The 23,092-nt window shown below is 57.8% G+C and carries 19 protein-coding genes and 1 pseudogene; 9 read left to right on the top strand and 11 right to left on the bottom strand.

What is annotated here, in order from left to right; all coding sequences use genetic code 11:
• Positions 1 to 2: 2 nt before the first annotated feature.
• The 3 genes from AAIH70_RS16525 to AAIH70_RS16535 are packed head-to-tail and all read left to right on the top strand — an operon-like array spanning position 3 to position 4,452.
• The gene (locus tag AAIH70_RS16525) at positions 3 to 1,064 is read left to right on the top strand and encodes a TniB family NTP-binding protein (RefSeq protein ID WP_430034936.1); all 1,062 of its coding nucleotides are present in this window, start codon (positions 3 to 5) and stop codon (positions 1,062 to 1,064) included.
• A gap of 14 nt (positions 1,065 to 1,078) precedes the next feature.
• Complete coding sequence (locus AAIH70_RS16530) at positions 1,079 to 2,620, top strand: TniQ family protein (protein WP_430034861.1); 1,542 nt, start codon at positions 1,079 to 1,081, stop codon at positions 2,618 to 2,620.
• A 5-nt stretch (positions 2,621 to 2,625) separates the two neighbouring features.
• Positions 2,626 to 4,452 carry a TniQ family protein gene (locus AAIH70_RS16535; RefSeq protein WP_430034863.1) on the top strand — a complete coding sequence of 609 codons (1,827 nt, stop codon included), beginning with the start codon at positions 2,626 to 2,628 and terminating at the stop codon, positions 4,450 to 4,452.
• A 124-nt stretch (positions 4,453 to 4,576) separates the two neighbouring features.
• Here the strand turns inward: AAIH70_RS16535 and AAIH70_RS16540 are convergent, their stop codons facing one another.
• Positions 4,577 to 5,107: a hypothetical protein gene (locus AAIH70_RS16540; RefSeq protein ID WP_430034865.1), complete on the bottom strand. Its 531-nt coding sequence runs from the start codon at positions 5,105 to 5,107 to the stop codon at positions 4,577 to 4,579.
• A gap of 62 nt (positions 5,108 to 5,169) precedes the next feature.
• On the opposite strand from AAIH70_RS16540, the gene AAIH70_RS16545 reads away from it, so the two are divergent.
• On the top strand, positions 5,170 to 5,520 hold the full coding sequence (locus AAIH70_RS16545) for a hypothetical protein (protein ID WP_430034867.1): 351 nt from the start codon (positions 5,170 to 5,172) through the stop codon (positions 5,518 to 5,520).
• Here AAIH70_RS16545 and AAIH70_RS16550 read toward each other — a convergent pair.
• Entirely contained in the window at positions 5,510 to 6,355 is an 846-nt protein-coding gene (locus AAIH70_RS16550; RefSeq protein ID WP_430034869.1) for a hypothetical protein, read from the bottom strand. The two genes, AAIH70_RS16545 and AAIH70_RS16550, sit on opposite strands and share 11 nt — an antisense overlap.
• A gap of 583 nt (positions 6,356 to 6,938) precedes the next feature.
• Here AAIH70_RS16550 and AAIH70_RS16555 point away from each other — a divergent pair.
• Positions 6,939 to 8,621, top strand: a complete 1,683-nt coding sequence (locus AAIH70_RS16555) for a hypothetical protein (protein WP_430034871.1) — start codon at positions 6,939 to 6,941, stop codon at positions 8,619 to 8,621.
• Positions 8,622 to 8,867: 246 nt separating this feature from the next.
• Here AAIH70_RS16555 and AAIH70_RS16560 read toward each other — a convergent pair whose 3' ends face one another.
• The gene (locus AAIH70_RS16560; RefSeq protein ID WP_430034873.1) at positions 8,868 to 9,650 is read right to left on the bottom strand and encodes a hypothetical protein; all 783 of its coding nucleotides are present in this window, start codon (positions 9,648 to 9,650) and stop codon (positions 8,868 to 8,870) included.
• Positions 9,651 to 10,404: 754 nt separating this feature from the next.
• Between AAIH70_RS16560 and AAIH70_RS16565 the strand changes: the two are divergent.
• Positions 10,405 to 10,791, top strand: a pseudogene (locus AAIH70_RS16565) (DDE-type integrase/transposase/recombinase); the annotation flags it as partial.
• Between the two features lie 62 nt (positions 10,792 to 10,853).
• Here AAIH70_RS16565 and AAIH70_RS16570 read toward each other — a convergent pair.
• The 8 genes from AAIH70_RS16570 to AAIH70_RS16605 form a co-directional block, all read right to left on the bottom strand.
• Positions 10,854 to 12,206 carry an LLM class flavin-dependent oxidoreductase gene (locus AAIH70_RS16570; protein ID WP_430034875.1) on the bottom strand — a complete coding sequence of 451 codons (1,353 nt, stop codon included), beginning with the start codon at positions 12,204 to 12,206 and terminating at the stop codon, positions 10,854 to 10,856.
• Between the two features lie 49 nt (positions 12,207 to 12,255).
• Positions 12,256 to 13,176 carry an ornithine cyclodeaminase family protein gene (locus tag AAIH70_RS16575; protein WP_430034877.1) on the bottom strand — a complete coding sequence of 307 codons (921 nt, stop codon included), beginning with the start codon at positions 13,174 to 13,176 and terminating at the stop codon, positions 12,256 to 12,258.
• Positions 13,163 to 13,696, bottom strand: coding sequence for a MaoC family dehydratase (locus tag AAIH70_RS16580; protein WP_430034879.1), 534 nt, complete (start codon positions 13,694 to 13,696; stop codon positions 13,163 to 13,165). The genes AAIH70_RS16575 and AAIH70_RS16580 overlap by 14 nt, the downstream gene beginning before the upstream one ends.
• Positions 13,693 to 14,520 carry an HpcH/HpaI aldolase/citrate lyase family protein gene (locus tag AAIH70_RS16585; RefSeq protein WP_430034881.1) on the bottom strand — a complete coding sequence of 276 codons (828 nt, stop codon included), beginning with the start codon at positions 14,518 to 14,520 and terminating at the stop codon, positions 13,693 to 13,695. The genes AAIH70_RS16580 and AAIH70_RS16585 overlap by 4 nt, the downstream gene beginning before the upstream one ends.
• Before the next feature lie 22 nt (positions 14,521 to 14,542).
• Positions 14,543 to 15,769 (bottom strand): aminotransferase class I/II-fold pyridoxal phosphate-dependent enzyme, encoded by a 1,227-nt coding sequence (locus AAIH70_RS16590; RefSeq protein WP_430034883.1) that lies wholly within the window; start codon positions 15,767 to 15,769, stop codon positions 14,543 to 14,545.
• 124 nt (positions 15,770 to 15,893) lie between these two features.
• Positions 15,894 to 16,862: an AbrB family transcriptional regulator gene (locus AAIH70_RS16595; protein ID WP_430034885.1), complete on the bottom strand. Its 969-nt coding sequence runs from the start codon at positions 16,860 to 16,862 to the stop codon at positions 15,894 to 15,896.
• 68 nt (positions 16,863 to 16,930) lie between these two features.
• Positions 16,931 to 18,385 (bottom strand): FAD/NAD(P)-binding protein, encoded by a 1,455-nt coding sequence (locus tag AAIH70_RS16600; protein WP_430034887.1) that lies wholly within the window; start codon positions 18,383 to 18,385, stop codon positions 16,931 to 16,933.
• A gap of 33 nt (positions 18,386 to 18,418) precedes the next feature.
• Positions 18,419 to 19,648, bottom strand: coding sequence for an ATP-grasp domain-containing protein (locus AAIH70_RS16605; RefSeq protein ID WP_430034889.1), 1,230 nt, complete (start codon positions 19,646 to 19,648; stop codon positions 18,419 to 18,421).
• Positions 19,649 to 19,904: 256 nt separating this feature from the next.
• On the opposite strand from AAIH70_RS16605, the gene AAIH70_RS16610 reads away from it, so the two are divergent.
• From AAIH70_RS16610 to AAIH70_RS16620, 3 genes are all read left to right on the top strand, one after another.
• Positions 19,905 to 20,825 carry a LysR substrate-binding domain-containing protein gene (locus AAIH70_RS16610; protein WP_430034891.1) on the top strand — a complete coding sequence of 307 codons (921 nt, stop codon included), beginning with the start codon at positions 19,905 to 19,907 and terminating at the stop codon, positions 20,823 to 20,825.
• A gap of 306 nt (positions 20,826 to 21,131) precedes the next feature.
• Entirely contained in the window at positions 21,132 to 21,539 is a 408-nt protein-coding gene (locus AAIH70_RS16615; protein WP_430034893.1) for a hypothetical protein, read from the top strand.
• 96 nt (positions 21,540 to 21,635) lie between these two features.
• Positions 21,636 to 22,973, top strand: a complete 1,338-nt coding sequence (locus AAIH70_RS16620; protein ID WP_430034895.1) for a phospholipase D family protein — start codon at positions 21,636 to 21,638, stop codon at positions 22,971 to 22,973.
• The last annotated feature ends 119 nt before the right edge of the window (positions 22,974 to 23,092 follow it).

Below are 23,092 nucleotides of genomic sequence, written 5' to 3' on the forward strand. Positions count from 1 at the left end.
CCATGAGCGAGCCCAGCCGCAAGGAACAGTCCACCCTCCTCCTCCGTAGCGTCGCTACGGAGGACACGCTCCACCGGGCACGCCTCCTCGAGGAGGTGAACTCGATCTATGTCACCACGGACCGCGACCAGGAGCTGCGCATGGACATCGACACCATGCTCGCCAACATGATGAACCCCTCGACCGCCGAGGGATACGCGGTCGCGGTGATCGGACCGCCGGGCGCGGGCAAGAGCACGCTCGTGAACAGAACTCTCGACACGATCCCGGAGCTCGCTCCCCGGGACGACGGTTACGGCAACGCGGTCGAATTCTGCCTCCGCGTCCAGACGCCCTCCTCATGCACCGCGAAGACCTTAGGGGCGGCCATCGTCAAGGCAACCGGATACCCTCTCGAAAAGACGCCGAACGAAGACGACCTATGGAACCTGGTGAACGCGCGGCTCCAGAAGAAGATGCACAAGATCATCTTTTTCGACGAGTTCCAGCACGTGCTCAAGGGCCCGAAGGCCAAGGGCGGGGCGCATCTCACGAACACGATCAAACTGCTGATGCAGAATATCGACTGGCCCGTATGGATCATCATCGCCGGGGTTCCGGACACACTGGAGTTCGTCGCGCGCGACGAATGGTTCCAGATGGAACGCAGGACGCGGCCACTGGAAATCGACGATCTGGCGGACACGGAAGGGGACATCGAGAATACCCGGGCGATCCTGGAGGCCCTCGTGGAGGCAGCCGAACTAACCTGCGAAATCCCTCTCACCGACCTCTTCATCCGGCGGCTGATGCACGCCGGTCTCTGGCGGTTCGGCATGACGATCCAGCTCATCAAGATGTCGATCGAACGCGCCCTCTGGGACAGCGCGTCCGGGAGCAACCTGACCTACGATCACTTCGTCAACGGTTACAAACGCATGTCGAGCTGCAGCAAGCTATCGAACGTCTTCCTTTCCGACGACTGGCAGCACATCCAGCGGGAAGTGACGCCGAAAGGCAGGCTGACCGGCACCTACAAGACCATTTCCCGAGACCCCGCCTCCTCGACGGAATCGGCCATTTAACGAACGGCGGGCGCATGACCAAAGGACTGCTTTCGGTTCCGTTTCATCCGGACGAGGTACTCATGTCTTTCCTCGCCCGCACCGCGCGGGCGAACGGCAGCCCGCACCTGCCGAGGTTCTTCGCGGACCTCGGCATCGACGGACCCGGCGTTTTCAGCGGCTCGCTTCCGGCGATGGCCAAACTCGGCAACCTGATCGGGTGGTCCCCGGAGGATTTACTGTCGCGCCATCCATGCTCGCGCGGCGACGGCCGGGTCTCGTTCTGCGGATCCGCGTTCGACCGCAACTCCGTCCTGAGATCGACTTTCCGGTACTGCCGACGGTGTCTGGAGCACGACGAGCAGCAGGAAGACCGAATGCCCTGCACGAGGACATACGTCCGCACGTCATGGATCGTACCCGCGATGTATGTCTGCGAAAGGCACTCGATGCGTTTCGACAGTCCGCACCCGCCGAAGCGGAGCCGATGGCCTGCTCCGGATTTCTCGCTGATGCTGGACATGTGCAGTAATCGCGGTAAAGAGGCGGGAACGGAACATTCGACGCCTTTCGAGACCTATGTCTCCGACAGCCTTGCCGGGAAGTGCGGTCACGGCGACGTCCTCGATACGCTCCCCCTTCCTTCGGGCATCACCCTATGCACGCTGGTAGGCATGTCCGCGACCTTCGGCCGCGAGTACATGATGCGCATGGATCCCGAGGTCGAACGGCAGGTGCGCGCCGCCGGTTACTCCATCCTGAAATCGGGAGAGGACGGACTGCGACGCCATTTGGAGTTGCTGGCGGGCGGAGAACGCGTCTCATCGGGTGCGGGTCTCTTCGGGAGAATTGCGCGCGACGTTTCGTTCATGGATAGAAACCGCGAGTTCGCGCGGGTGCGCTCGTTGATGGACGAAATCGCCTTTTCCAGGGGGATCTCCCCACGCGCACCATCGAAGATCGGGGCCAGGCTTTCCTCGTTGGGGCATCTGGCACAGTCTTGCGGTCATCCGCTCTGGGTCGCGAGAAAGCTGCTGGCCGAATTGGGGATGCTTCCGACGCGAGTGAAAGAGATCGAAGATCGCGTGCCGCCCGATGTCGCTGCCCGTATCCGGAAGGTGCTCCACGACGGCCTCGGCATGACCGACTTGGCCGTTCGGACGGGCTGGCCGATCGCGGACTGTCGCCTTCTCGCCGACGCGGGCGTTCTGCAGAGCCCGATGCTCGAGGCCGTCTCTTCGGAAGACCGCCCGCTTTATTCGCTGCGTCTGGCCGCCTCCCTTGCCGAGATGTCGTCCGCCGCGGGAGAGGTCGAAGAATCGGGCCTGGTAAGTTTACGGGACGCGGTCGCATCCTTGCCCGTGAGGCAGGCCCGGATGGTTCTACGCGCCGTTTTCGCCGAACGGACCATTGAAATCAGACGGTCCGTGCCCGGCGCATTGCTGGCGGGAACGTTCGTAGCCGAAGCCGACTTTGTTTCGCTAACGGGCCACGGAAAAAGCCCTGCGGGTCCGGAGTTCGGCGCCTCCGACCCGAATGCGGGTAGGTACCCCACACCTCGAATTTCGGAGAAGTAAGTTCCATGAACGGTCTGTTGCGGGTCCCGCTTTTCGACGACGAATTGCTGGCGAGTTGGCTTTCACGGTTGGCGACAGCCAACGGGCGGCCTTCTTTTCAGTTCTGCGCCGATCTGGGTATCGACCACCGACGCGCGCTGCGTGGCGGAGGACCGGAAGTCGAAAAGTTATCCTTGCTCTCCGGATATCCGTCGGAAAAGATTCGCCGTCACGCCGCGGTTTTGGGCAAGGGGAGTTGCATGACCCTTTTCGGCGAGACGTTCAGCAAGACCGTTATCGAGAAGCATGCGCTCCGTGTCTGCCCGGATTGCCTGGCTGTCGACGAGATGGAGGCCGGCCGCCTTCCCGGAACCCGTAGATATCTGCGGGCCCATTGGCTTCTTAGCGATGTTCGTGCCTGTGACATCCATGACCGCGCCATCGTCAACCTGGGGCTCAGGAGCAGAAGTCGGAAGATCGGCATCTGCGAGGAGCTCCAGCTAAGGAAAGTAGAGATCGAGGAGCTGTCGAAGTCGGCTCCCCATGTTACCGCCACATCTGCTGAACGTTTCGCCCGGATGCGGTTTGCGGCAGCGGGCGGTCACGGGGAACTGGTCGACAGCCTCCAGGCGCATGTTGTCCTAGACTTCTCCCGGATTCTCGGGGCAGTCGTTAAGCACGGCAAACATAAGAGCGAACGCGATATCTCAGCCGACGACCTCCGTTTGGCGACGGCTGCAGGGTTCGATATTCTCTGTGAGGGCGCGCCCGCCGTTCATTCGGCACTCGACGAGTTCGTCGATCCCGACGGTCAAAGGGCGCCGTACTCAACATACGGCCGACTATACTCGGTTCTGTTCGTACACAGGCGGCAGGACAGCTACGCCCCCTTGAGGGAGCTCGTAATGGCCCATGCTCGCCTCAACGTGCTTCCGCGCGCGGCTTCGATGAACTCTTCCAAGTCCAACTTCAAATGGACATCGATTACGGCGCTGGCACGGGACACCGGACTGGACCGCTCCACGGTCCGCCATCACCTGGTCAACTCAGGCGCGATCTCGGAGAACTCGCCGAAGAGTGTGTCCAGCGAAGTCGCTGTCGCATTTCGGAAGGAGGCGAGTGATTTCATCAAGTTAACGGAAGCGAGAAGAATGCTCGGGTGCCAGCTCGAACTTTTCTACCGTCTTCTGGATAAGGGACTGATCGCAAGGCTCTACCCGGCAGACTCTGGAACCCCCGAAACCAAGGCAGCGAAATGGGTGCGGTTCGTAAAAAAATCGGAAGTCCTCCGCTTCAGGTCCGCCCTGTACGACCGGGTGACGGTGAAGCCGGAAAAGGACATGCGATCCGTCAGGGAGGCTTCGCGGGTCACCGGGCTGTCGCAGACCGAACTGCTCGCGCAGATCATCGACGGTCGGCACGCCAAGGTCGCCTCCCGGGGTAAGCCGCTCATTGTCGACGACCTCGCGATCTTCGTCGGACGCCCGATCGACAAGAACGACGAAACATACGTGTCCCTTAGGAACGCGGCGGTGGAGTTGGCGCTACATCATAACGTGGTGTTCAAGCTCACCAAACACGGCGTCTTCACCAAGACCTTTGAAAGGACCGGGCGACGGTTCGTCATGCTCGACCGCACGGAGGTTGCGGAATTCAAGGCGCGGTACATCAGTGTAGGCCAGTTGGTGAAAGAGACAGGCATCGATCGCAATACGCTTCTCGGGCGGGCAAGAGCAAAAAAGATCGAGGCTGTGTTCCCGCCAACTGAGGTGAGAGGATATTTCATTCGGACTGCCGAACGTGAAGCTCTGCTGTCGGATGCAGGTTCGCAGGTGACGGAGCGCAAAAGGTGATCCATCGCCTGCCACGTTCCGCTCCCGTTGCAAGCGCTCCACTCGTGCCCGCGGGGAACGCACGTGTACCCGTATATGGATAATTGGCGCCCAGCGACTGGAATGGGCGGAAAGGCGGGCCGCTTTACGCGTCGACAGGCCCTGACGAGCTCTCCAGTGAAGCGATCATTTTTCGAAGCTCCGCGATGAGGCCTTCCTCGAAGTCCGCGAGAAGCTCCGCGGCGCGCGCATCCTCCCTTCCCGTCATCACGTCGTGTTCGGCCAATTGGGCTTCGCTCGTGAATGTTATCGCGACCCGCCTCTCACGCCGTTGCAGCAACAGGCGCTTGGGGATCCTGCACCCCACGGCCGAGGAGAGGCCGAGAATGTCGAGCTTGCCGATCGGATCCCCGATCTCGAACAAACATGCGACCGCGAAGTCCTCGTTTTCCGCGCCTGCGCCGCGATAGTCCTGCAGGGAGAAGCTCCGTAGTCGGGGGCCCCTCTCGAGAAGCTTTCGCGCGAAGGCGGGTCGCGGCGAATTCAGGAGATCTAGCACCCGGCTTTCGATGACCGGAAACACGTCCAGAACTGTCTGGCGAACACTCTCGAATGGAGCAGTCGAAACTAGAGTATGGTGCTGAACCTCGACAGCGTTGGTACCGAACGTCGCCATGCAAACCTCTCGAATGAGACCTAACGTCACCGCTTGTAGAGAAAAGACGTTTCCAAACAGTCATGGATGGTGTCGATTTGCGCGTGGTTTATGCGCTGGAGCAGTTTTCGTGCATGCAGCCAACTGGTGTCTCGTGGGGTGACGGACAACGTTCCGTCGACGCGCCTGACCCATGCTTCGGCATGCCGCCACTCCCCGTCGTCTTCCAGGCGAAACTGGAATTGAACGGCGGACCTCATCTCCCACTCGATGATCTCGGTGCACCCGCCGACGGATATCTGGTCTACACGCGAAACGATACGACCGCCTTTGTCCAGCCACCCGGACTCGCCAAGCTCCTTGTCGATATCGTTGCGCGGGCTGACAAAGACAGGCGGATGCGAGACAGCAAGTCTACCGGTCTCACCTCGTGAAATTCAGGTTTTCCACGGTGGCTTGCAGCCTGTCGTAAACCAAGGGCAGTTGGTCTCCCCTGAAGATGGGCACAGGCGACCGGAGAGCGCTGAACACATCTCGTCTGACCTTTGGCTTCCGCCTTTTCACGTCGACGAATTCCATGTCGAAGCCATGGCTCTCTCCGATCTGATAGCGGAAACCGACGAGATACTCGTTTTTATCGGTCTGTGCGATAACCCTCACGTCGTCGATGGCGAATGTCGGGGCGATGAAAGCGTCGCGGCTGACGTACTCACCCCAATCACGCTTCTGAAACAGCTTGTCGAGCTCCTTCAGAATATTCAACTTGCATCTCGGGTCCCATAGCATGGCGTGCCGGGCTGCCCGAACGTAGTTCGCCACTCCATCGGCAATGATCTCGCGCGATCTGTCGTCGTCGCCCAGGTCCTGTGCGCGGTATCGAAGCAAACCCTCGTATTCATCGAGTTCCTGGTAGACGTCGAACACTTCGATACTGTCGTCAAAACCGACTGCTCGCCTCACGCCGAACTGATCGTAGCCTTCATTCGGCCTGTCCTTTTCGTCAGGGAAAATGATCTCCCAGGCACCGTAAGTGCGGCGGTTCTTCGGAAAAAGGCGAGCACCGAAAACCGCACGGGAGTGCGCAAGATGGCGGAGTTCGGGCAGGGCATGGGAGATCGCTATCCCAAGTGTCGGTCCGCTCACCTCCACTTGCACGTCGTCGTATTTCGAAAACACGTAGAGCTCGAACTCGCACGGTTTGGCGGCGATGCCATTTCCGGGCATAACGGTAGGTGCCGGGTGTGTCGGCGGCACGGATTGAATGGTCATCGAGATGGTCTTTCGGTTAGCACTTTGAAAAGTGTTCCCCGGATTTCAAACCTTGGCAAGCGCTCGGGCGGCTCTTGGAGCGGGGCTACGCGAGCGCCGCTTAGATGTCGCTTGAGCGGTAGCCGAGTCCTGCCCGGTGACAGTGCGTGCAAGACGTAAATCTTCGGAGCGGCGTATTTTGGAAACTTTTTCACGCCTTCGAGTAGTTCCCGACGATCCCGCGCATAATCGCCTCCCGCCGTCCCGTAGGCGAACTCATCCCGACGCGCGGACGGGTAATCCAGATATCTGCGTGGCAATTTCAGAGAGCGCGTCAAACGGTTAGGACACCCTCAGAGCGTCGACTGGGGACTTAACTTATACTCCGGAGCCTCCGAACCTTGAGTGGAGGATGGGTCTCAAGTGACACCGAACCCGGAAAACACCGCTTCATAAATGCCTGTTGACACTGTAGTCTGCAAGATCGGTCGAGGAGGACAAAATCGTAATCCCGTGGGTCCAGCAATGCTCATTGTCGCGACACATCTCTACGTATCGACTTTAAAGAGGGAAGTTTCGGGTAAGAGGCCAAGCAGGGAAGCGAATGGAATTACATCTCGTCGCCGACACAAATCTCTTTTTCGAGTGCAAGCCTCTGTCGCAGCTGCCCTGGGACGAATTCGACTATGAAGTCGTGGTCATCCTTCTTACAAAGCCAGTCCTCGACGAGATAGACAAACATAAGAACGCAACAAGCCGCACCCGTGCTCGCGCACTGGAGATCTTCGGCCATATCAGAGCAATGATTGAGCGCAACGAGGCCGAGGCGGTTATAAGGTCAGACACCCCTAGAGTACTCTTGCGTCGGATGACCCGCACTAGGCCAGATCCTGATTTCGAAAACGAACTCGATTACGGCAAAGCGGACGAACGCTTGGTGGGCATCACCTCGATGCTCGCCAAGAATGCGTCTGGGGCGGACATCAAGCTTTTCACAAATGACGGTGGCGCGGCGATGACTGCTGCGGACTTCAACGTGCCACATCTCCTTATCCGACAGGAATGGCGGCGGCCGTCCGCCAAAACAGATCAGGACAAGAAGATAAAGGATCTCGAAAAGGATCTCGCAGCCTACCGTTACCTGGAGCCTCGGATAGCCATAAAGTCTTTCGGCGTCCTCGACAGTAATGGATCGGTCAAGATCACTCGCAAGGTTGCGGTCCCGCTTTCGCCGGATCAAATCGAGGATTTGATCGCATCACTGACAACGATGCACCCTAAAGTCGTTGATTTCACCGCGCCCGCCCCATCAATGTCCGAGGATAGCGCGGGGCCCACAATGATCGAGTTCATTACGCCGAGCGACGAGAAGATCGCGGAGTACAGCGAAACCAAATACCCGGGTTGGCTTATGAGGTGCCGTAAGGTTTTCGAGGAACTTCACAAAGGACGCGGCGAGGTCGAGCCCGAAGTCATGCTTGCATGCGCGATTTCGAACGACGGAACCTGCCCGGCCCACAAGGTCCGCATCGAGTTCGAGGCAAAGGGAGAAATCGAGCTACGACGCTTGGACGATGAGGCTGACGACGACGATGCTGGCGAGCGAGAAACGAATGAAAGCAGTTCGGCTGCTCAAGCAACGGCGGTCCTACCCAGACCTCCGAAACCGCCTCAGTTCGAACGACGCTTGACCCGTCCGACACCGCAGATCACGAAGCCGAAGCTCAATGCATCAGGTCTCGAATCCATCGGTGCAGGAGCGCATCTGAGCAATCTTGAACGGTTGTCACGCACGCCCGCACTGAGCGCGACCGATAAACTGACGAGGGACATGGCCAGATTTTCGGATCCGGCGGGATTGAGAGCTCTGATGAAAGGTGGTGCGCTTTCGCCGATACGCGGCCTGGATGCTGCCTACGGGCTGCCGGTTTCGGACAGGTATCGGATGGCTCCGTCCGAGGCAATGCTCCGATCGTATATCCCTCCTAATCTGGGTCGCACGACTTCCTCTCGTGATCCGGAAGGATTTTATTATGCCTGGCCCGCAGGCGAACCCGTAAAAAAGGGTGCTTTCACCTGTGACCTCTGGCGGCATTGCCGGGACGACGAGATCTTCGAGTTTATGGTCACTTTTCCCGAGCACGGGCCCGCTCGCGGCGTCGTTGAATGCGTGGTTCACGCCGACAATCTCACTCAGCCTGCGATCGCAAGGTTGAAGGTGGAACTGGTCGTCAAAAAGGTCGACCTGCTCGCTGTCGCCCGCGCCCTTGTCGAAGCATGCGCATAGCTTCCCCATGATCCGACCGAAAACGCGTTCTTGCGAAAAAACTTCGCTATTCTCCGTGGAGCCGCTCTCGGTGGAAATCAGAACCGGGGAAAAATCCGTCTCCGTTTCCGACCGAAGAAAGCCGCGGGTGTAGACGATGGCAAGTTTCAGCGTATAGGGAAAGAGGACTACGCCTTTCGTCGGGACGCCGCGTGCAGCGTCGACTATTGCTCGGTCTGGATCAGGGCGCTCAGGTAGTGTACGAGCCTACCTGTAGAGATCATTTCGGTCGACCAAGAGCGGGGACTGCCCGACCAGTAGGCTTTCCTTCGTCAGGCGGCGTTCCACCTTGAGGCGGCCGGCGTGTAAAAGCACTTGAAAGCGGTCGTTTGCGAGCGCAAAAGAACTCAACTCGTCCCGAATTGCCACAGCGGCTGCGTCGCCATCGATAACGGGCCAGTACGCGAGGATGCCGAAGACCCTACCCGTAGACAGTCTCCGCTCAGCCATGAGATCGGGAATATCTTGTAGAGGTCCGGTCTGGATCTGGATGACCAGGGGATCGTCTGCACACCAAAGAAAGGCTACCCCGTCTTTAGAGAGGGCTTCGCTGCTCGCGGCGGTGACGGAGGAGGCGCGCGATGCGCATTCGCTCCAGACCGTCTGCCGTAATCGGGCGACGGCCGCTTGCCATCTCGGAGAGCCACGCTCGGGTCCGAGCTGACGGATCTCCCCCAAGCCATGTACCACGGCTCCGCATTCTATCGCAGACGGCAGGGCGAACATGGTTGCCAAGGTAAACCAGTCACCTGACTCCGCAGTCCCGATCAACCAAAAAACACGCCGCAGGTTATTGATTGCCTTTGAAAGATGGCGATCATTTACCGCCTCCTCATCGCCGAGGGCCTTCATGATGTACCCTATATCCGTCCGGATTTCGACGATCTCCTCATTGGATCGGACGAGAAAACCGTAGGGTGCGTCGCAATAGGCTTCGTACGGGTAATCCTTCAGCGGTCGCATGCTCTTGTAAGGATCGTACGCTATCATTCTAACCGCCACGCCATACCACTGCGACCTTGCACGTAATTCCAGCGGTGGACCCTCGCGCCCTTTTCGCGCCGCCCCGCTCTAGTTGCGGTATCTCTCGTAGCCGGTGCCGTTGATGGCGTCCATCATAACGATAAAGGCATCTCGAAGTCAGCGCGCTGTTGCGGCCGGGCTATCGCTACAAAGGAATCGGATGGCCGTCAGGACTCGAATGTCTGGAACGAACTTGACCTACTACCGACACTTCACGTGTCGCGCCCTAGCACCTCGAGTTGGTTGGCGGAAACATAGGGGCCTTCCAAACGGAAACCGGGTTCATGGTGTCAAAAGTTCGTCCGGCGACGTCATCGGCGGATTACCTCGAGCCGGGAAAGCCATACAATACAGCTGTTTCGCGCGTTTTAACGGAGGGATGCGAGACGACGTGGCTCAACGAGGGCCTGTCCGCCGCTGCCGATGTCGCGGTACGGCGAGGTACCGAGACCACCGACTGCTTGGATGGCGTCATGTTGGTTCCGACAAAGGTTCTATCGGAAGACGCGCTGCGGGCGGTTTCTCTAAGTGCTCCGCTGTCTCCTGCCGATCGAACGAGGTGAAATTGTTCCAGCAACTGAAACAACGCGTCGGCTTCCTTCGCCAGCTCGTGGCTCGCGGCAGTCTGCTCTTTAACCATGGCTGCGTTTTGCTGAGCGCCCTATATTTGGTCAGGCACTATTGGGTCACCACTAGCTTCAGGTGGTGTATTATTGGCGCGGGATCCGTCTATCTCTGCGCCGTCATGCACTGGTTCAGCCGGAGGATTCCCGTGGCGGCTGTCGATCACGATGGAAACAGTCTTCTGCGTCGAAGCGGTCGAAGAATCACTGGGCCGTTACGGGAAGCCGGAAATCTTCAATACGGACCAGGGAGCAGTTCACCTCCGTCGATCTTACCCCGTGCTGATGAAGGCTGAAATCGCGATCTCGGTGGATGGCAAGGGTGCCTGGCGGGACAATGTCTTCATGGAGCGGCTGTGGTGCTCGATCAAAGTGAGCGATGGGGCGGACGCTGCCACTCACCCATCAAATCCCAGGAGGTCGATCTTCTCGCCTAAAGAACCGTGCGGGATGCCCGCGTTGGCATCGGCCAATATCTGAAATTTTGAAACAACCGACGCACACATTCATCGCTGGCCCGTTCAGTCAATTCGCTTCCGGTTATTTGTCAGGTCTTGAGACGGCGCGCGATATCGGCTTCCTCAAACCTCGGTCCGGAGCCGAAGAGCTTCTCACGAAGGGTCCCTTTCTCGTATTCCGTCTTGTATCGACCGCGTCGCTGTAGTTCGGGCACGAGGAGATCGACTATGTCCTCGTAACTTCCCGGCATAGACGCGTAGGAAAGATTGAAACCATCGAGATCGGTATCCTGTACCCACTCCTCGATCATATCCGCCACGGTAACAGGCGACCCGACGAAGACCGGCCCCCTGCCGCCGATCCCGCACCACTCGACGATCTCGCGGATTGTCCACTCTTTAGAAGGGTCTGCACTGGTGAAGACTTCCAACACGGATTGTGCCATCTGTGTTTTCGCATAGCGAAGCGGTTCATCGTACGGCAGTTGTCCGAGATCTAAACCCATTGCGCCCGAAAAGATCGCCAGAACGGCGTCGCGGTCCACGAAGCTCATCAGTCGGGCATATTTGTCTTGCGCCTCTTCGTCCGAAGCCCCGAGAACTATCGTCTGCATATTGAATATGAGAACGCTTCGCGGATCGCGGCCTTCCTCCCCGGTTTGGCGGCGAATATCGGTTACTACAGTCCGCATGACCGATTTCGAAGGGCACCCGGTAAAGACGCACTCTGCGTGACGCGCTGCAAATCGCTTCCCGCGTCCTGAACTGCCGGCTTGAAAAAGGACAGGCGTTCTTTGTGGCGATGGCTCACTGAGATGGACGCCGGGCACTTTGAAGTATGGGCCCTCGTGGAGTATAGGGGCGATCCTTTTAGCGTCCACGAAATTCGGTCCCCCGTCGCAAACCGCGTCGTCATGCCAGCTCGCCTCCCAGAGCTTGTAAACAACATCGAGATACTCGTCCGCCATGTCGTATCGCTGGTCATGGTCCGTTATTTTGTCGTGTCCAAGATTGCGGGCGGCACTCTCGAGGTACGAGGTCACGATATTCCACGCGATCCTACCCTTGGTCAGATGATCGAGGGTGGAGATACGTCGAGCGAAGGGGAAAGGATGCTCGAACGATACCGAGGCGGTCAGGCCGAAACCTAGATGTTCGGTTGCATGAGCCATAACGGGTATCAAGGGAAGCGGGTCGTTAACGGGAATCTGTGCAGCCATCCGGAGCGAAGGTTCCACGGAATTTTGATAGGTGTCGTAAACCCCGAGGATATCTGCGAGGAAGATCGCGTCGAAATATCCTCTTTCGAGGGTCTGCGCCAAGCGCACCCAATGCCCGAGATCGTTGTAGTCTCGTGATCTATCACCCTCCGCCCTCCATAAGCCCGGAGATAGATGGCTGATGCAGTTCATTAGAAAGGCGTTGAACCTGACTTGCTTCATAATGGCCTCACACCTCTGAGGGAGATTATTATCGAGCCCGGCCGGACTTTCAGGATAGCAAGCCTGATCGACGGATTACGTGAGCTGTTGCGAGCAGATCGAATGCTCCGTGACCCGAAGAACTGAACACTGTGCGGGCAGCGGGGAGACGAGCTTGCATTCTCGTCATTTCTTCGAGCACGATTGCCGAACCATGACTTGGGCCAGCCTCCTGAACAGCGGTATCGACATCCTCGACGAGAAGGATCGAGGATGACAAAACGAGCGGATCAAGCTCGGTTGTCTCTTGCGAGCGCGCCCCCATGCAGTTCACGTGGACGCCCTCGCCGAGCCAGTCTGCATTTATCAGTGCTTGTCGCGATGTGGTCGACGTTGTCACGACCATCTTGTTCCTTACCGCCTCCTCGACTGACCCGACGAAGGAGAGCGGCGCATGGAAATCGTGGTGTTCGGCGAGATTGCGCCTGAGTATCTCCGCAGATCCGCTACTGCGCGCAAACACCGATATCTCCGATAAGCGCCGCACCCTGGCGATCCCGACGATCTGTGCGCAAGCCAGCGCCCCTGCACCGACAACTCCAAGAGAGCTAACTTCCGGTGCTGAGCAATACCGGGTCACCACACCCGTAAGAGCGGCGCACTTCAGGTGCGTGATGCCGCCGCCATCGACTGTTGCGATCGTACGGCCGGTCACTGCGTCGAAAACAGCGACAAGCGTATTGACGGAGGCGGCCTTGTCGCCACCGCCCGAGTTGATCACCGTTCCGAGCTTCGTTGTAAACAACCCGAGATCGGGTGAGTAACAGGGCATTGCGACAAGCAGGCCTGCGCCTGACTGGGTCGACATTAGTGTTCGGAGCGGGGTTTGCATGCGGCGGCGGTCCCCCGAAGATAGGAAAGCGTCCATATCTTCGATAAGCTCGTCGAGATCGGCCGCCCGGTTGATGTCTGCCCGATCAAGGTGCCGCAATGTCGTCGCCTTCTGGAGTACCGCCGGGACAGGTAGGTATGAGCGCGTGCCGAACGAAACTCATGAAGATCTGATCGTCCGCAGTTTTTCCGACCGTCTTGAACGAAACTATTCCGCAGTTTTCTCGTGATTCCGAGATCCGTTTCCCTTGAATGGTCGTCTCGGCGTGGATCGTGTCACCGACGAAAACGGGCCTTGTTAACCTCACCTCGTCCCATCCGAGGTTTGCGATCGCGTTGGCACTCGTGCTCCGAGTAGTCATACCCGTGATGATCGAGAGCGTGACGAGGCTCGACACTACGGGTCGACCGAATTCCGTACGCGAGGCGTAGTCATTGTCGATATGCAGCGGGTGGACGTTATGGCAAAGTAAAGACATCCAGGTGTTGTCCGCTTCAGTAATAGTACGTGAAGGTCGGTGGAGTATGACATCTCCTATGTTGAACTCGTCGTAGTAAAGTCCTTGGCGCTCGACATATCGATTTGCTTTGTCCCGTTCGAAAGCCCCGATGCTCCTCATGAGGGTGAGCTCATTGCCGCCAGAATGTTCTGCGCGCGACGGAGAAAGGGCGGCCCGATCATCGATCCATCCAGAGTTGCGATGCTCGTTGCGCTGGCACCGGCGGCCTGAACTACCCTGGTGGCCCACGAAATCGCCGCGGGATCGGGGCGGAACACCTCATTGATCGTAGCGACTTGCTTCGGATGTACCGCAAATTTTCCGGTGAACCCCATCTTGTTCGCGCGTTCGCAGTCCTGTCGCAGCAAATGCTGGTCTCGGAGATCGAAAGATGGAGAGTCTATCGCCTGAAGTTCGGACGCCTTTGCGGCATTGACTATCGACCATCGGGCATGAAGCATCAGGTCCCACTCCATCCCGGTGCCTAACGCCATCGAATAGTCGGCAGCGCCGAAGGCTAGTGCTTTCAACCTTCGGCTTGAGGCCGAGATTTCGAGGGCACTCGCCACGCCGCGCGGCGTCTCGATCAATGCGACGAGGCCTGTCACCACTCCCGCGTCGTCGAGCAATTCATCGAGCATCCGAAAACATTGCGCGGATTCGGCTTTCGGCACGAATACGAGATCGGGCTTCACCTCCGACGAAAGAACGCAGGCAAGATCGTGGAGACTATGCATCGACGGAAACGAATTGATGCGCACGCATGTCCGCTCCCGCGCCGTTGTTTCCGTCAACGTCTGCCAATGCCGTCTGGCAGCGGATTTTTCGTTCGCCGGAACTGCGTCCTCAAGGTCGAACATCACCGCGTCGGCAGGTATGTTCCTGGTCCCTCGGTATCGATCGAGCCGTGTCCCGGGAGTTATCAGCACGCTCTTGATAGCCATTTTCCACCTCCTCGACGAATCTTCAGAACACGTCCTTGCCTACTTCTTCAGTCAATGCTTCGGCGAAGGCGACGATATCTTCGGGCCTGTGGTCGGCTCTGACCATCACTCGCAGCCCTTCTTTTCCTCGCGGCGTGATCGGGAAATACACAGGCGCGCAGTAAAAACCGCGTTTCAACAGTCTCTGCGAAATATCCATGGCGGTCTCTGCGTTCCCGGTGGTCACCATCCTGATCGGCAATTCGCCACCAGCGAGACCGGTTGGGTATGCCTCGTCGAATACCGTGATATTCCTCTGCAGGTTCTGCTGAAGCTCGGATAGTTCACCGTCTCGGTGGACGCCGATGCTCGCGACGATACTGCCGAGACTTGCGGTAGTTAGGCTCTGAGACCAAGTGAGAGGTCCGCCGTTCGTTGTGTTGAAAAACGACGTATCGAAGCCTTTGTGCAGCATGGCAACGCCGCCGGAGCATCCGAACCCCTTGTTCAAAGACGCGCTGATGACTGTCAGCGGGTTTATCTCTCCTAGCTGCGATCTGACGAATCCCTCGCCATTAGCGCCCAGTACCGAGAGAGAATGCGAGTCGTCGAACCAGAGAAACAGACCATACTTGTCTTGGAGGTACAGCAAGTCTCGCAGTATCGTTGTTCCGCCGAGCGAGTAAGCGCCGTCGGCGACGTAGGCTACACGGTCCTCGCGTTTGCATATATCTTCGAGAAAATCGATGTCGTTATGCGGAGCGACAAGTACGGGAGCTTCGTCGGCGCAAATCGGTTTCACCATCTCCATGCAGAAATGAGCATGCCGATCGAACACGGTCACACGAGGCAACCCGTCCACGAGATGCCCTGAAGAAACGAGAGGAAGGAGCGCAGATGTCATCACGGAGCACGAAAGACCGATTACGCATGTCGCGTCGAAAAGGTTCGATAGACCTTGCTCGGCGCTTCGCGCTAATGCCGGGCGCATCCTCGTAGGCGCTATGGCGAGACCGGTGATTGCTTCGTCGAGTAGCGCGTCTATCGAGCCCTGGACAATAGCGGCATGACGGTTGAGACCGAGATACGAGTAGCTGCTCATATTTACGAACTTCGTTTCGGTACCGGGCAGGGAGTGTCCTACGCGGTCGGTATCCACGAATAAGTCGACCAGCCCCCTCGCCTTTGCAATCTGCCAGTTATCGTAGCTCAACGCGGTCATTTTCGCCGTGTTTCTGAACTTGTTTCGGATATCGACGCTCATTTCCATTGACTAAACCTTCCTGTTTGGGACGCGGCAGATGAATGCAGGGGGAAGCGCTCTACGCGGCTCGAGAGCCCGCGTTTCGAAAGATCCGGCCGAACGATCGCTCGTCGGATGAAGAACAAGGCTGTCAACCGGGGCTTGATCGCAATTTCAGAAGCGAGACCACCGCGGGAGCCGTTTGCACCAGGATCAACCTGAAGAAATGCAGCTTCATTATGAATGACGCTTCAAGGCCCGAAGATATCGCGATGATAGCTACGCTTTCCACTCCGCCCGGCACATAGGATAGCGACATGGTCGTGAAATCCAGGTTGAGCAAAACTGTCGCAAGCCAGGCAAGGCCCGCCGATGTCAACAGCATCAGGACGATCGCGATCGTGCCCGGCAGCAGACTGGACCTGAACTCTGCAAGCCCCGCGTCTTTGATTCTTATCGTGATTAGAAGCGCGAGAAGTATTTCGCAGACGACGAGAGACCAGTATGGCAGGTCGACACTGACCGCAAATCCTGACCGAAGCCCAACCGCCGTAAAGAACGTGGCTACGATCATATAAGGAGCCGGAACCTTGCACAGCTCTAGCACTCGCCCCACGACCAAGCTCGCCAGGACGACCGCACCGACGGCTATCCAGTTCCAGATGCCTGTCGAGGCAGGCTGACCGACCTCGGGCGAAGAATGGATCATTGCGCTCGCGGCGACGGTCAGCACGATCAACCTGAGAACATGCACCATGATTACTCGTGGGGATGCAGATGTCCTGTCGAACAGATCAAGCACGGCGGCCATCGCGCCGGGATACGAGGCGAGCACGGCATCCGTTGCCGTCCAACCGGATATGATCCTAAGCCAGAAAAAGCTTATCGCTATCTGCGACACCAGGCACAGCGCCAGAAGGGAGGCGGCACCTGCCAGCTCGCCCGTTATGGCGAGATCTCCGGTGGCGAAAAGCGCTCCGAGCTCTATCCCGATCGTGATCTGTACGTACTGTAGGCTGCCGGCCAACACTTCCGCGCGGCGGTAGAGTCTGCAGATTATAAGCGCGGCCAAAAGCCCACCGATCAAGAGTCCGTTCGGAATACCGACCGCTTCGAACACCAGCCCGCCTGCGGCCGTAACCGCTAATGGGAATGCGACCGGCCAAATTCTGGAAAGCCCACGGGTATTCATGGCCCCACACCTCGACCTAAATCAGTAGGCCCTGTCTCCGAGAACATCATAGTGTTTCCCTGCACTTCCCCCCAGTGCTCGAAAGGAGACCCTCGTGCGATCGTGAGCTTCCCGATCTCGTTCGCTATGCGATGAGCTTGGGTTTGAATAATATCGATGTTGCTGACACTGAAAAACGCTCCGGCGGTCGGATGCCCCAACGAAAATAAAGAGCTGCTTGCGCGCTTGCCGATCACCCGGCACGTATCGACATCGATCCGTAAGCCGCCGAATTCATGCGGCTCTGCAGCACCGGATTCAAACATCCTCGAATAGAGAGGAGATGAAAGTGCCGAAGATGGCCCGGTAGCGTTTACGAGCAAATCGGCACTGAAGGTCCCTTGGCGCGTCTGGAGGGTGAAGCCTCCGTCGTCGCCTTCAACGCTTTGCAACCCCTGCCGAACTACGAGCCTGCCGGAGGCCATGTACGTATCGACAAGCTCTCGTTTTTGCGGCGGCACCGGCACGCGCGCGGCGTTCCAGACGGACGACCATATCTTTTTGAACCGGAGCGCCTCCTCCGTGGCAAGCGAACCCCAGAAGATCGGCGCAAGGTTGTTCATCGAGGCCAGTATCGAGTATATTCTTCGCTTGAGGTTCTCGTCTCTTTGCCAGGCTGTGGATCTGAGCATCCTGCCGACCGTGATCGGTGCGTCCTGAGCTTCGAATTCTCGGTCGATGATCCGGGCGACCTCCGTCAGCTTCAATCCGCGGTCGGAAGCCCGGCCCCGCAGCAGTTCTTCAGAGACGCTGACAAGAGAGATGTGCTCATAAGTGTCGCTTGACAATGGAAGGGCGGATTTCCGGCTATATAGCGTGACCCGTCTTCCATCGTCGCGGTCGAGAATTGCCACGGCGGCGTCGATGGCAGAAAGTCGTGTTCCGAGGATCGCTACTTCTGAGCCTACGCTCTGCTTGAACTGTGACGTCGGATAAGGGTCCGATATGAAGCCTTTCAGCCCCGACAACCCGTATGCGTCGTTAGGTGCCTCGTTGCCCGTTGCGAGGATGGCCGCATCGTAGCTCCGCGGTGTCCGGGCAGTCACAGTGACGCCTTCCACCGTTTCTTCGACCGATATCACTCGCTCTTTCAAAAAGCGCGGAGCACGGCAACTGCGTGCTACCGCGGCGGTCAGGGAATAATTCACGAAATCACCGAACAAGCCACGCGCAACATACTCGTCGGAGTTGCTTCCTAGCCATCTTCTGAAGTCCCCCTTCTCGGAGAAATACATCAAACTCGCGGGCCGATTCAGCAAATTCGATCCATCGTCTGCCTGATAAGCGTAACCCCTTCCGACGCTCCCTTTTTCGTCATAGACGTCGATCGTCGCACACGCCCCGTACCTGTCCAGCAGGCGATTGAGCACTACCGCGCCGCCGTAGCCGCAACCAATAATAGCTATCTTCATATTAGCTCCGGTGATGAAGGCCGCAACGCCGTGTTACTGTTGCCAGACGAAGTTCGTAGCGACCCAGGCATCGAATTCGCTCAACCTGCTTGCGACATGGGCTTCCGTTGCACCCTCTACGACAGCGCACACCACTTCCCCGTTGGTCAGCTTCATCTTCTCGTATTTTTTGCCGCGCTGACCCGTGATATTGTAGGAGCGGATGAAGTCGTGCTGTGGGCTGTCGGGGAAATCGACAAGCATCCCTTCGCGCGGAGGCACCGCGATGTAGCCCACCAGAGCTTTTGGCTCCAGGGTCACACCCCGGAGCGAAGAAACGCCTCTCTCGGCCCGGATAAACTCGAGCCGCGGGCTGATTCCGAAGGCCTCTATAACTTCTTGATTGACGCCGTTACCGCCCAGCCGAGAGGCGATCTCGCAAACCACGAGTTCGCCGTCGACCACGAACAATTCAAGATAAAACAGGAAGTTTCGCGGCGACGGCAGCGCCACTTCGAGAATACGTTTCGTGAGTTCGACCGTCCGTGTGCGTAACTCGCTGTCACGGTCCAGCATCGCGACACCTAGACTTTCACCGTCGAGAAAGGCCAGGCAGCCGATGTTAGCTCTTACAGGAGTAATGAAAACCGCTTCGCCGTCCACGTACAAGCCGTTCACGTGTAGCATCGGCGCTTCTACGAATTTTTCGACCATGAGGTTCTGGAAGGTCGTGGCGTCCATAGTGGATATGTAGGCAAGGAAGTCCGCGTGCTCCCGCAAAACACGAACGCCTCCGGAGCCTCTCCCATCCCGAGGCTTCGCGACGACGGGGTATCCGTGAGTGTCGATGAAGTCCTTCAGCTCCAGCGCGCTGTGAAACGTCCGCATCGGATGGATTTTAATTCCGTGTTCGGCCAGTCGCTGCTTCATTAGGAATTTGTCACGAAAGTACTGCGTGTTTTGCTCATGTCTCGTCGTGGAGAAGTTCAACCGGTCCCGTACGCGCGCGGCACGCAGCAGGTCCACCTCCGCCAGAGCGATCACGAGATCGGTCGTCAGATCCCTCGCGACGTCGAGCGCACGTAGCTCAACGGCCGGGTTATCGTTGAAGTCATCGAAAAACTCCATGCTGCCGAGCATGTTCGGGAGGTGCTTTTCAAGCGCGTCGCGGCCACCCGCTGCTGTCAGTATGACGAACTTCTCGCCGAGCGCTTCCAACCATTCCGATTCCGAGGTTTCTAGAAGGATCTTTGGTGGGACGAAGAGGACCACTGGTTTGGACATTGTAAAACCCTGTTGAAACTACGATATCGGGTCCGCCCGGATTTCCACGATACGGGGCGCGAGTTCGCAACCATCGATAAGTATCGATCGGCGCCGAACAGCCAGCGGCACTCCGTTGCCACGGAGCACGCTCACTAACCAGCACTTGAAATCTGAGCGGGATGCTATGTATGAGTGTTTGCCCGCCAGCTATGCCGCGGTCGTGCGCGAAGCGCAAAATAGATTGTCGAAGAGTACCATAAGCAGGGCTAATGGCGTGACGCAGAAACTACCTCATCTAACGTCCATCCGCGCGTTCGAGGCAGCCGCGCGCCATCTCAATTTCACACGTGCCGCCGAGGAACTGGGAATAACCCAGGCCGCCGTGAGTCAGCAGGTAAGGACGCTCGAGACGACAACAGGGCAGCAGCTATTCGCGCGAGGCGCGGGCAAGCTCGCTTTGACACCCGCAGGAGAGGCGTTGGCAGAGAGCGTGTCGGAGGCGTTCGATCTTCTTCGCACCGCATTCAAGGAATTCCGTCACCGCGACGAGAACAACTTGTCGATTTCCGTATTGCCCAGCCTCGCGGCAACCTGGCTTACACCGAGACTGAAACACTACCAGTCCGCCCACCCGTTGATCGCCCTGAAGGTTCAGGCATCGCATATGCAGCCTTTGGACGTGAACGGTAACGACATCGGCATCTGGACGGGGTTGGGAAGCTGGCCGAATTTGCGCTCTCACGAACTGTTCCCGATAAGTTTCACTCCCATGTGCAGCCCGGACTTCCTGGCGAACAACGGACCGCTGAATAGCCCTTCGGACCTGTTGGTCGTGCCTTTGATCGCCCGCTATGACCCCTGGTGGAAGCTATGGTTTTCCGCGGCCGGATTTCCCGACGCCCCTATCCCGGAGGGACCGGATATCTCTTTCGGGGCCCAGAACCTCGAATACCTTTCTGCGGTAAACGGAGAGGGTGTGGCATTGTTGACGCCTTACCTGTTTCGAGAGGATCTGGCACGGGGGCGGCTGATAATGCTCTCCGACATTATAGCGAACGATGGTCGTTCCTACTGGCTCGTCTATCAGGAGGCTCGACGACGGTCGTCCAAGATAGCCAATTTCAAAAACTGGCTTCTTGCAGAAGCTCACGCAAGTCGCTCGCTCGATTTTAAAAAGTATCGACTCCCGACGTAGCATTTCGGTCAGTATGAATACCTCATCAGATCGAAAATCGATGTGCATGATCGGTCTCGCTTGTGCAGACGCCCGTGCCTCCCGAACCGAATTCCGAGTAGTGTTTGCTATCAGGACAGACTACCTAATGAGAGAGCCGCATGCCGACTTTCTCGACGATAATGATACCGAGCGAAGCAGCGCAAACAGCGAAGCAATAAAAAAAAGACGGCCCGAAGTACCGATCTCTTCTGACGTTCGCCCTTTCGTATTTGGATAGGCGACCCAAACAACTAAGTCGCTGTGAGGCTGGCAAAAGGAGGCGCTATGATCGACGAAGACGCGACGATATCGATGGTCTTGAAGGACAAGACGCTTATAAAGCGAGAGCACTATCTTCACGCGGTGCTGATCAACTGCTGGGATCTATTCCGGCTCGAGCGATGGCCTCGTAAGAAGATTTCTGTTCGGATCGGTCGAATGGGTGACGGTAAAGCGCCGAATTACAGGATCGAGCTCAACACCGATGCGGCACCCACACCGGAACAGTTCGCGGAGCATATGGCCGGGCATGCCCGGCATGAGGGTGTCGAGACGGCTATCGAATTCAACGGTCTAAGCCATAGAAGGCGTGGCTACGGGTTCGACAAGGAAACCTGGAGTACGGCTGTCGAGTCTCTCGAGGAACTAGAGGCATTAGAGGAACAGTTCAAATTGAGTTCTCGGTCCCGCTGATACCGCCCGATGTAGTTTTCTCAAGACAACTCGTGACGCGCTCGCTCGTTGAAATGGTAAGCGTGATCGTCATAACTCTATTCGCGGTGGACTGTAATGATATCAGATGTAATCCACGTTTCTTTCCGAAAACTCCTCGAACTGGAGGAGGATCACGGCTATATTCGAGACCTCGACGGGTCGCTAGAGGAGGCCGTCAAAGGATCTACCCAGATCGATATTCTCGGCGGATACTACAGTGAGGCGTGGTTCGCCAAATTTCTAAAAAAAGTGCCTTGGAAAGACCGCTCCGGCTGTCGTATCCGGATAGCCGTGGGCCTGGATGCAGGTGTCAGGATAACTCAGCACTGGGAGGCAATGACGAACCTGAAAGCGGAACTCCGGAGACTTGGCTTCAGAGACGTCAAGCTGTTCATCGTTCAGGGCCATCCCCACTTCCACACGAAGTTGTTCCATTTCCTGAAACGTACCCGGCACGTCTGGTTCGTAGGGTCGGCAAACCCGGGCAGCGAGCGGCACGAGCTCATGGTTAGTCTCAGCGGACGGCACCAAGCTCTTCAGGACTACATGTCCGCCGCGTTCAGGGAAAGCAACGAGGTCAGGGGCTTGCCACCCCGCAATTCTCCCCGCACCTCCAGAGAGTTTTTTCTTACGGGCTACCTGGTTCATAAGCCGCATAGACCGAACCCCTTCACATTCGACGCCTTCAGGCTCGAGCCGGAGGACCGCGCACGGATAATGGCGCGCCTTACGGTTGACGTAGTGCCCCATGCGCGGCCGAATACCAGCGGGTTTGCTTTTAGTTTGCGTAGCGCCGTCGGGTTCGACGACGATAACGAGCACGCGGCGGTGCCTCAGGTTCGCCTTCGACAGCACTCGGTCGACACCGTTCTGGGCGCATGGATACCGCGCCGATACCGCGAGGAAATTCTCGACCATGTCGGTCAGGCGGAAAGCGTCCGCCGAGAGGGGCTCACGCGGTTGGCCCATGTAATACGTGGCGAGGGTGCCGCGAGGGTCATGTCCGGGTTCGAAGAGTACGTCGATGGGATGGAGCGGTTATTGAGAGCCGCGGGTCTGGAACCCAGAAGGCTGGATGGGTCGAACGCATCCTTCCAGAGGTTTTTGACTTCGCGACAGAAAATGCTTTCGGACGAAGAGACTATTCAGAAGCTAGCTCGGCATATGCAGGTCTCCCCCATGCCCGACATATGGAGCGACCGGCGCGCCGTGTCCGATTTCGAAAGCTCTTTTTTCGACGACGTCGCCTATCGGTTGGCCAGTGGTCCGAGACATCGGGTTATCCGCGCTCTAGCCGAGGGGTTGGGGCGTACAGGTCGTGAGTCCGAGTATGTCGCTCCGGCGGTTCTCGTGAGATCGCTGGAGAAGCGTCTGGGTAAAAGGCCTTGGCTGGATATTGAGTGGGACTGTTAGACTATCGGGAGAGCAGCGCCGGCGCGGCGGATATTTCTGCAAATGGCTGGCTTGATCCGGGTTTTCTGCCGTTGTGAGGGAAAACCACGCTGCTGCGCTAGAGGATCAGTCAAAAACGA

This window comes from Neorhizobium sp. BT27B, from assembly GCF_050455485.1.
GTDB lineage: Bacteria > Pseudomonadota > Alphaproteobacteria > Rhizobiales > Rhizobiaceae > Neorhizobium.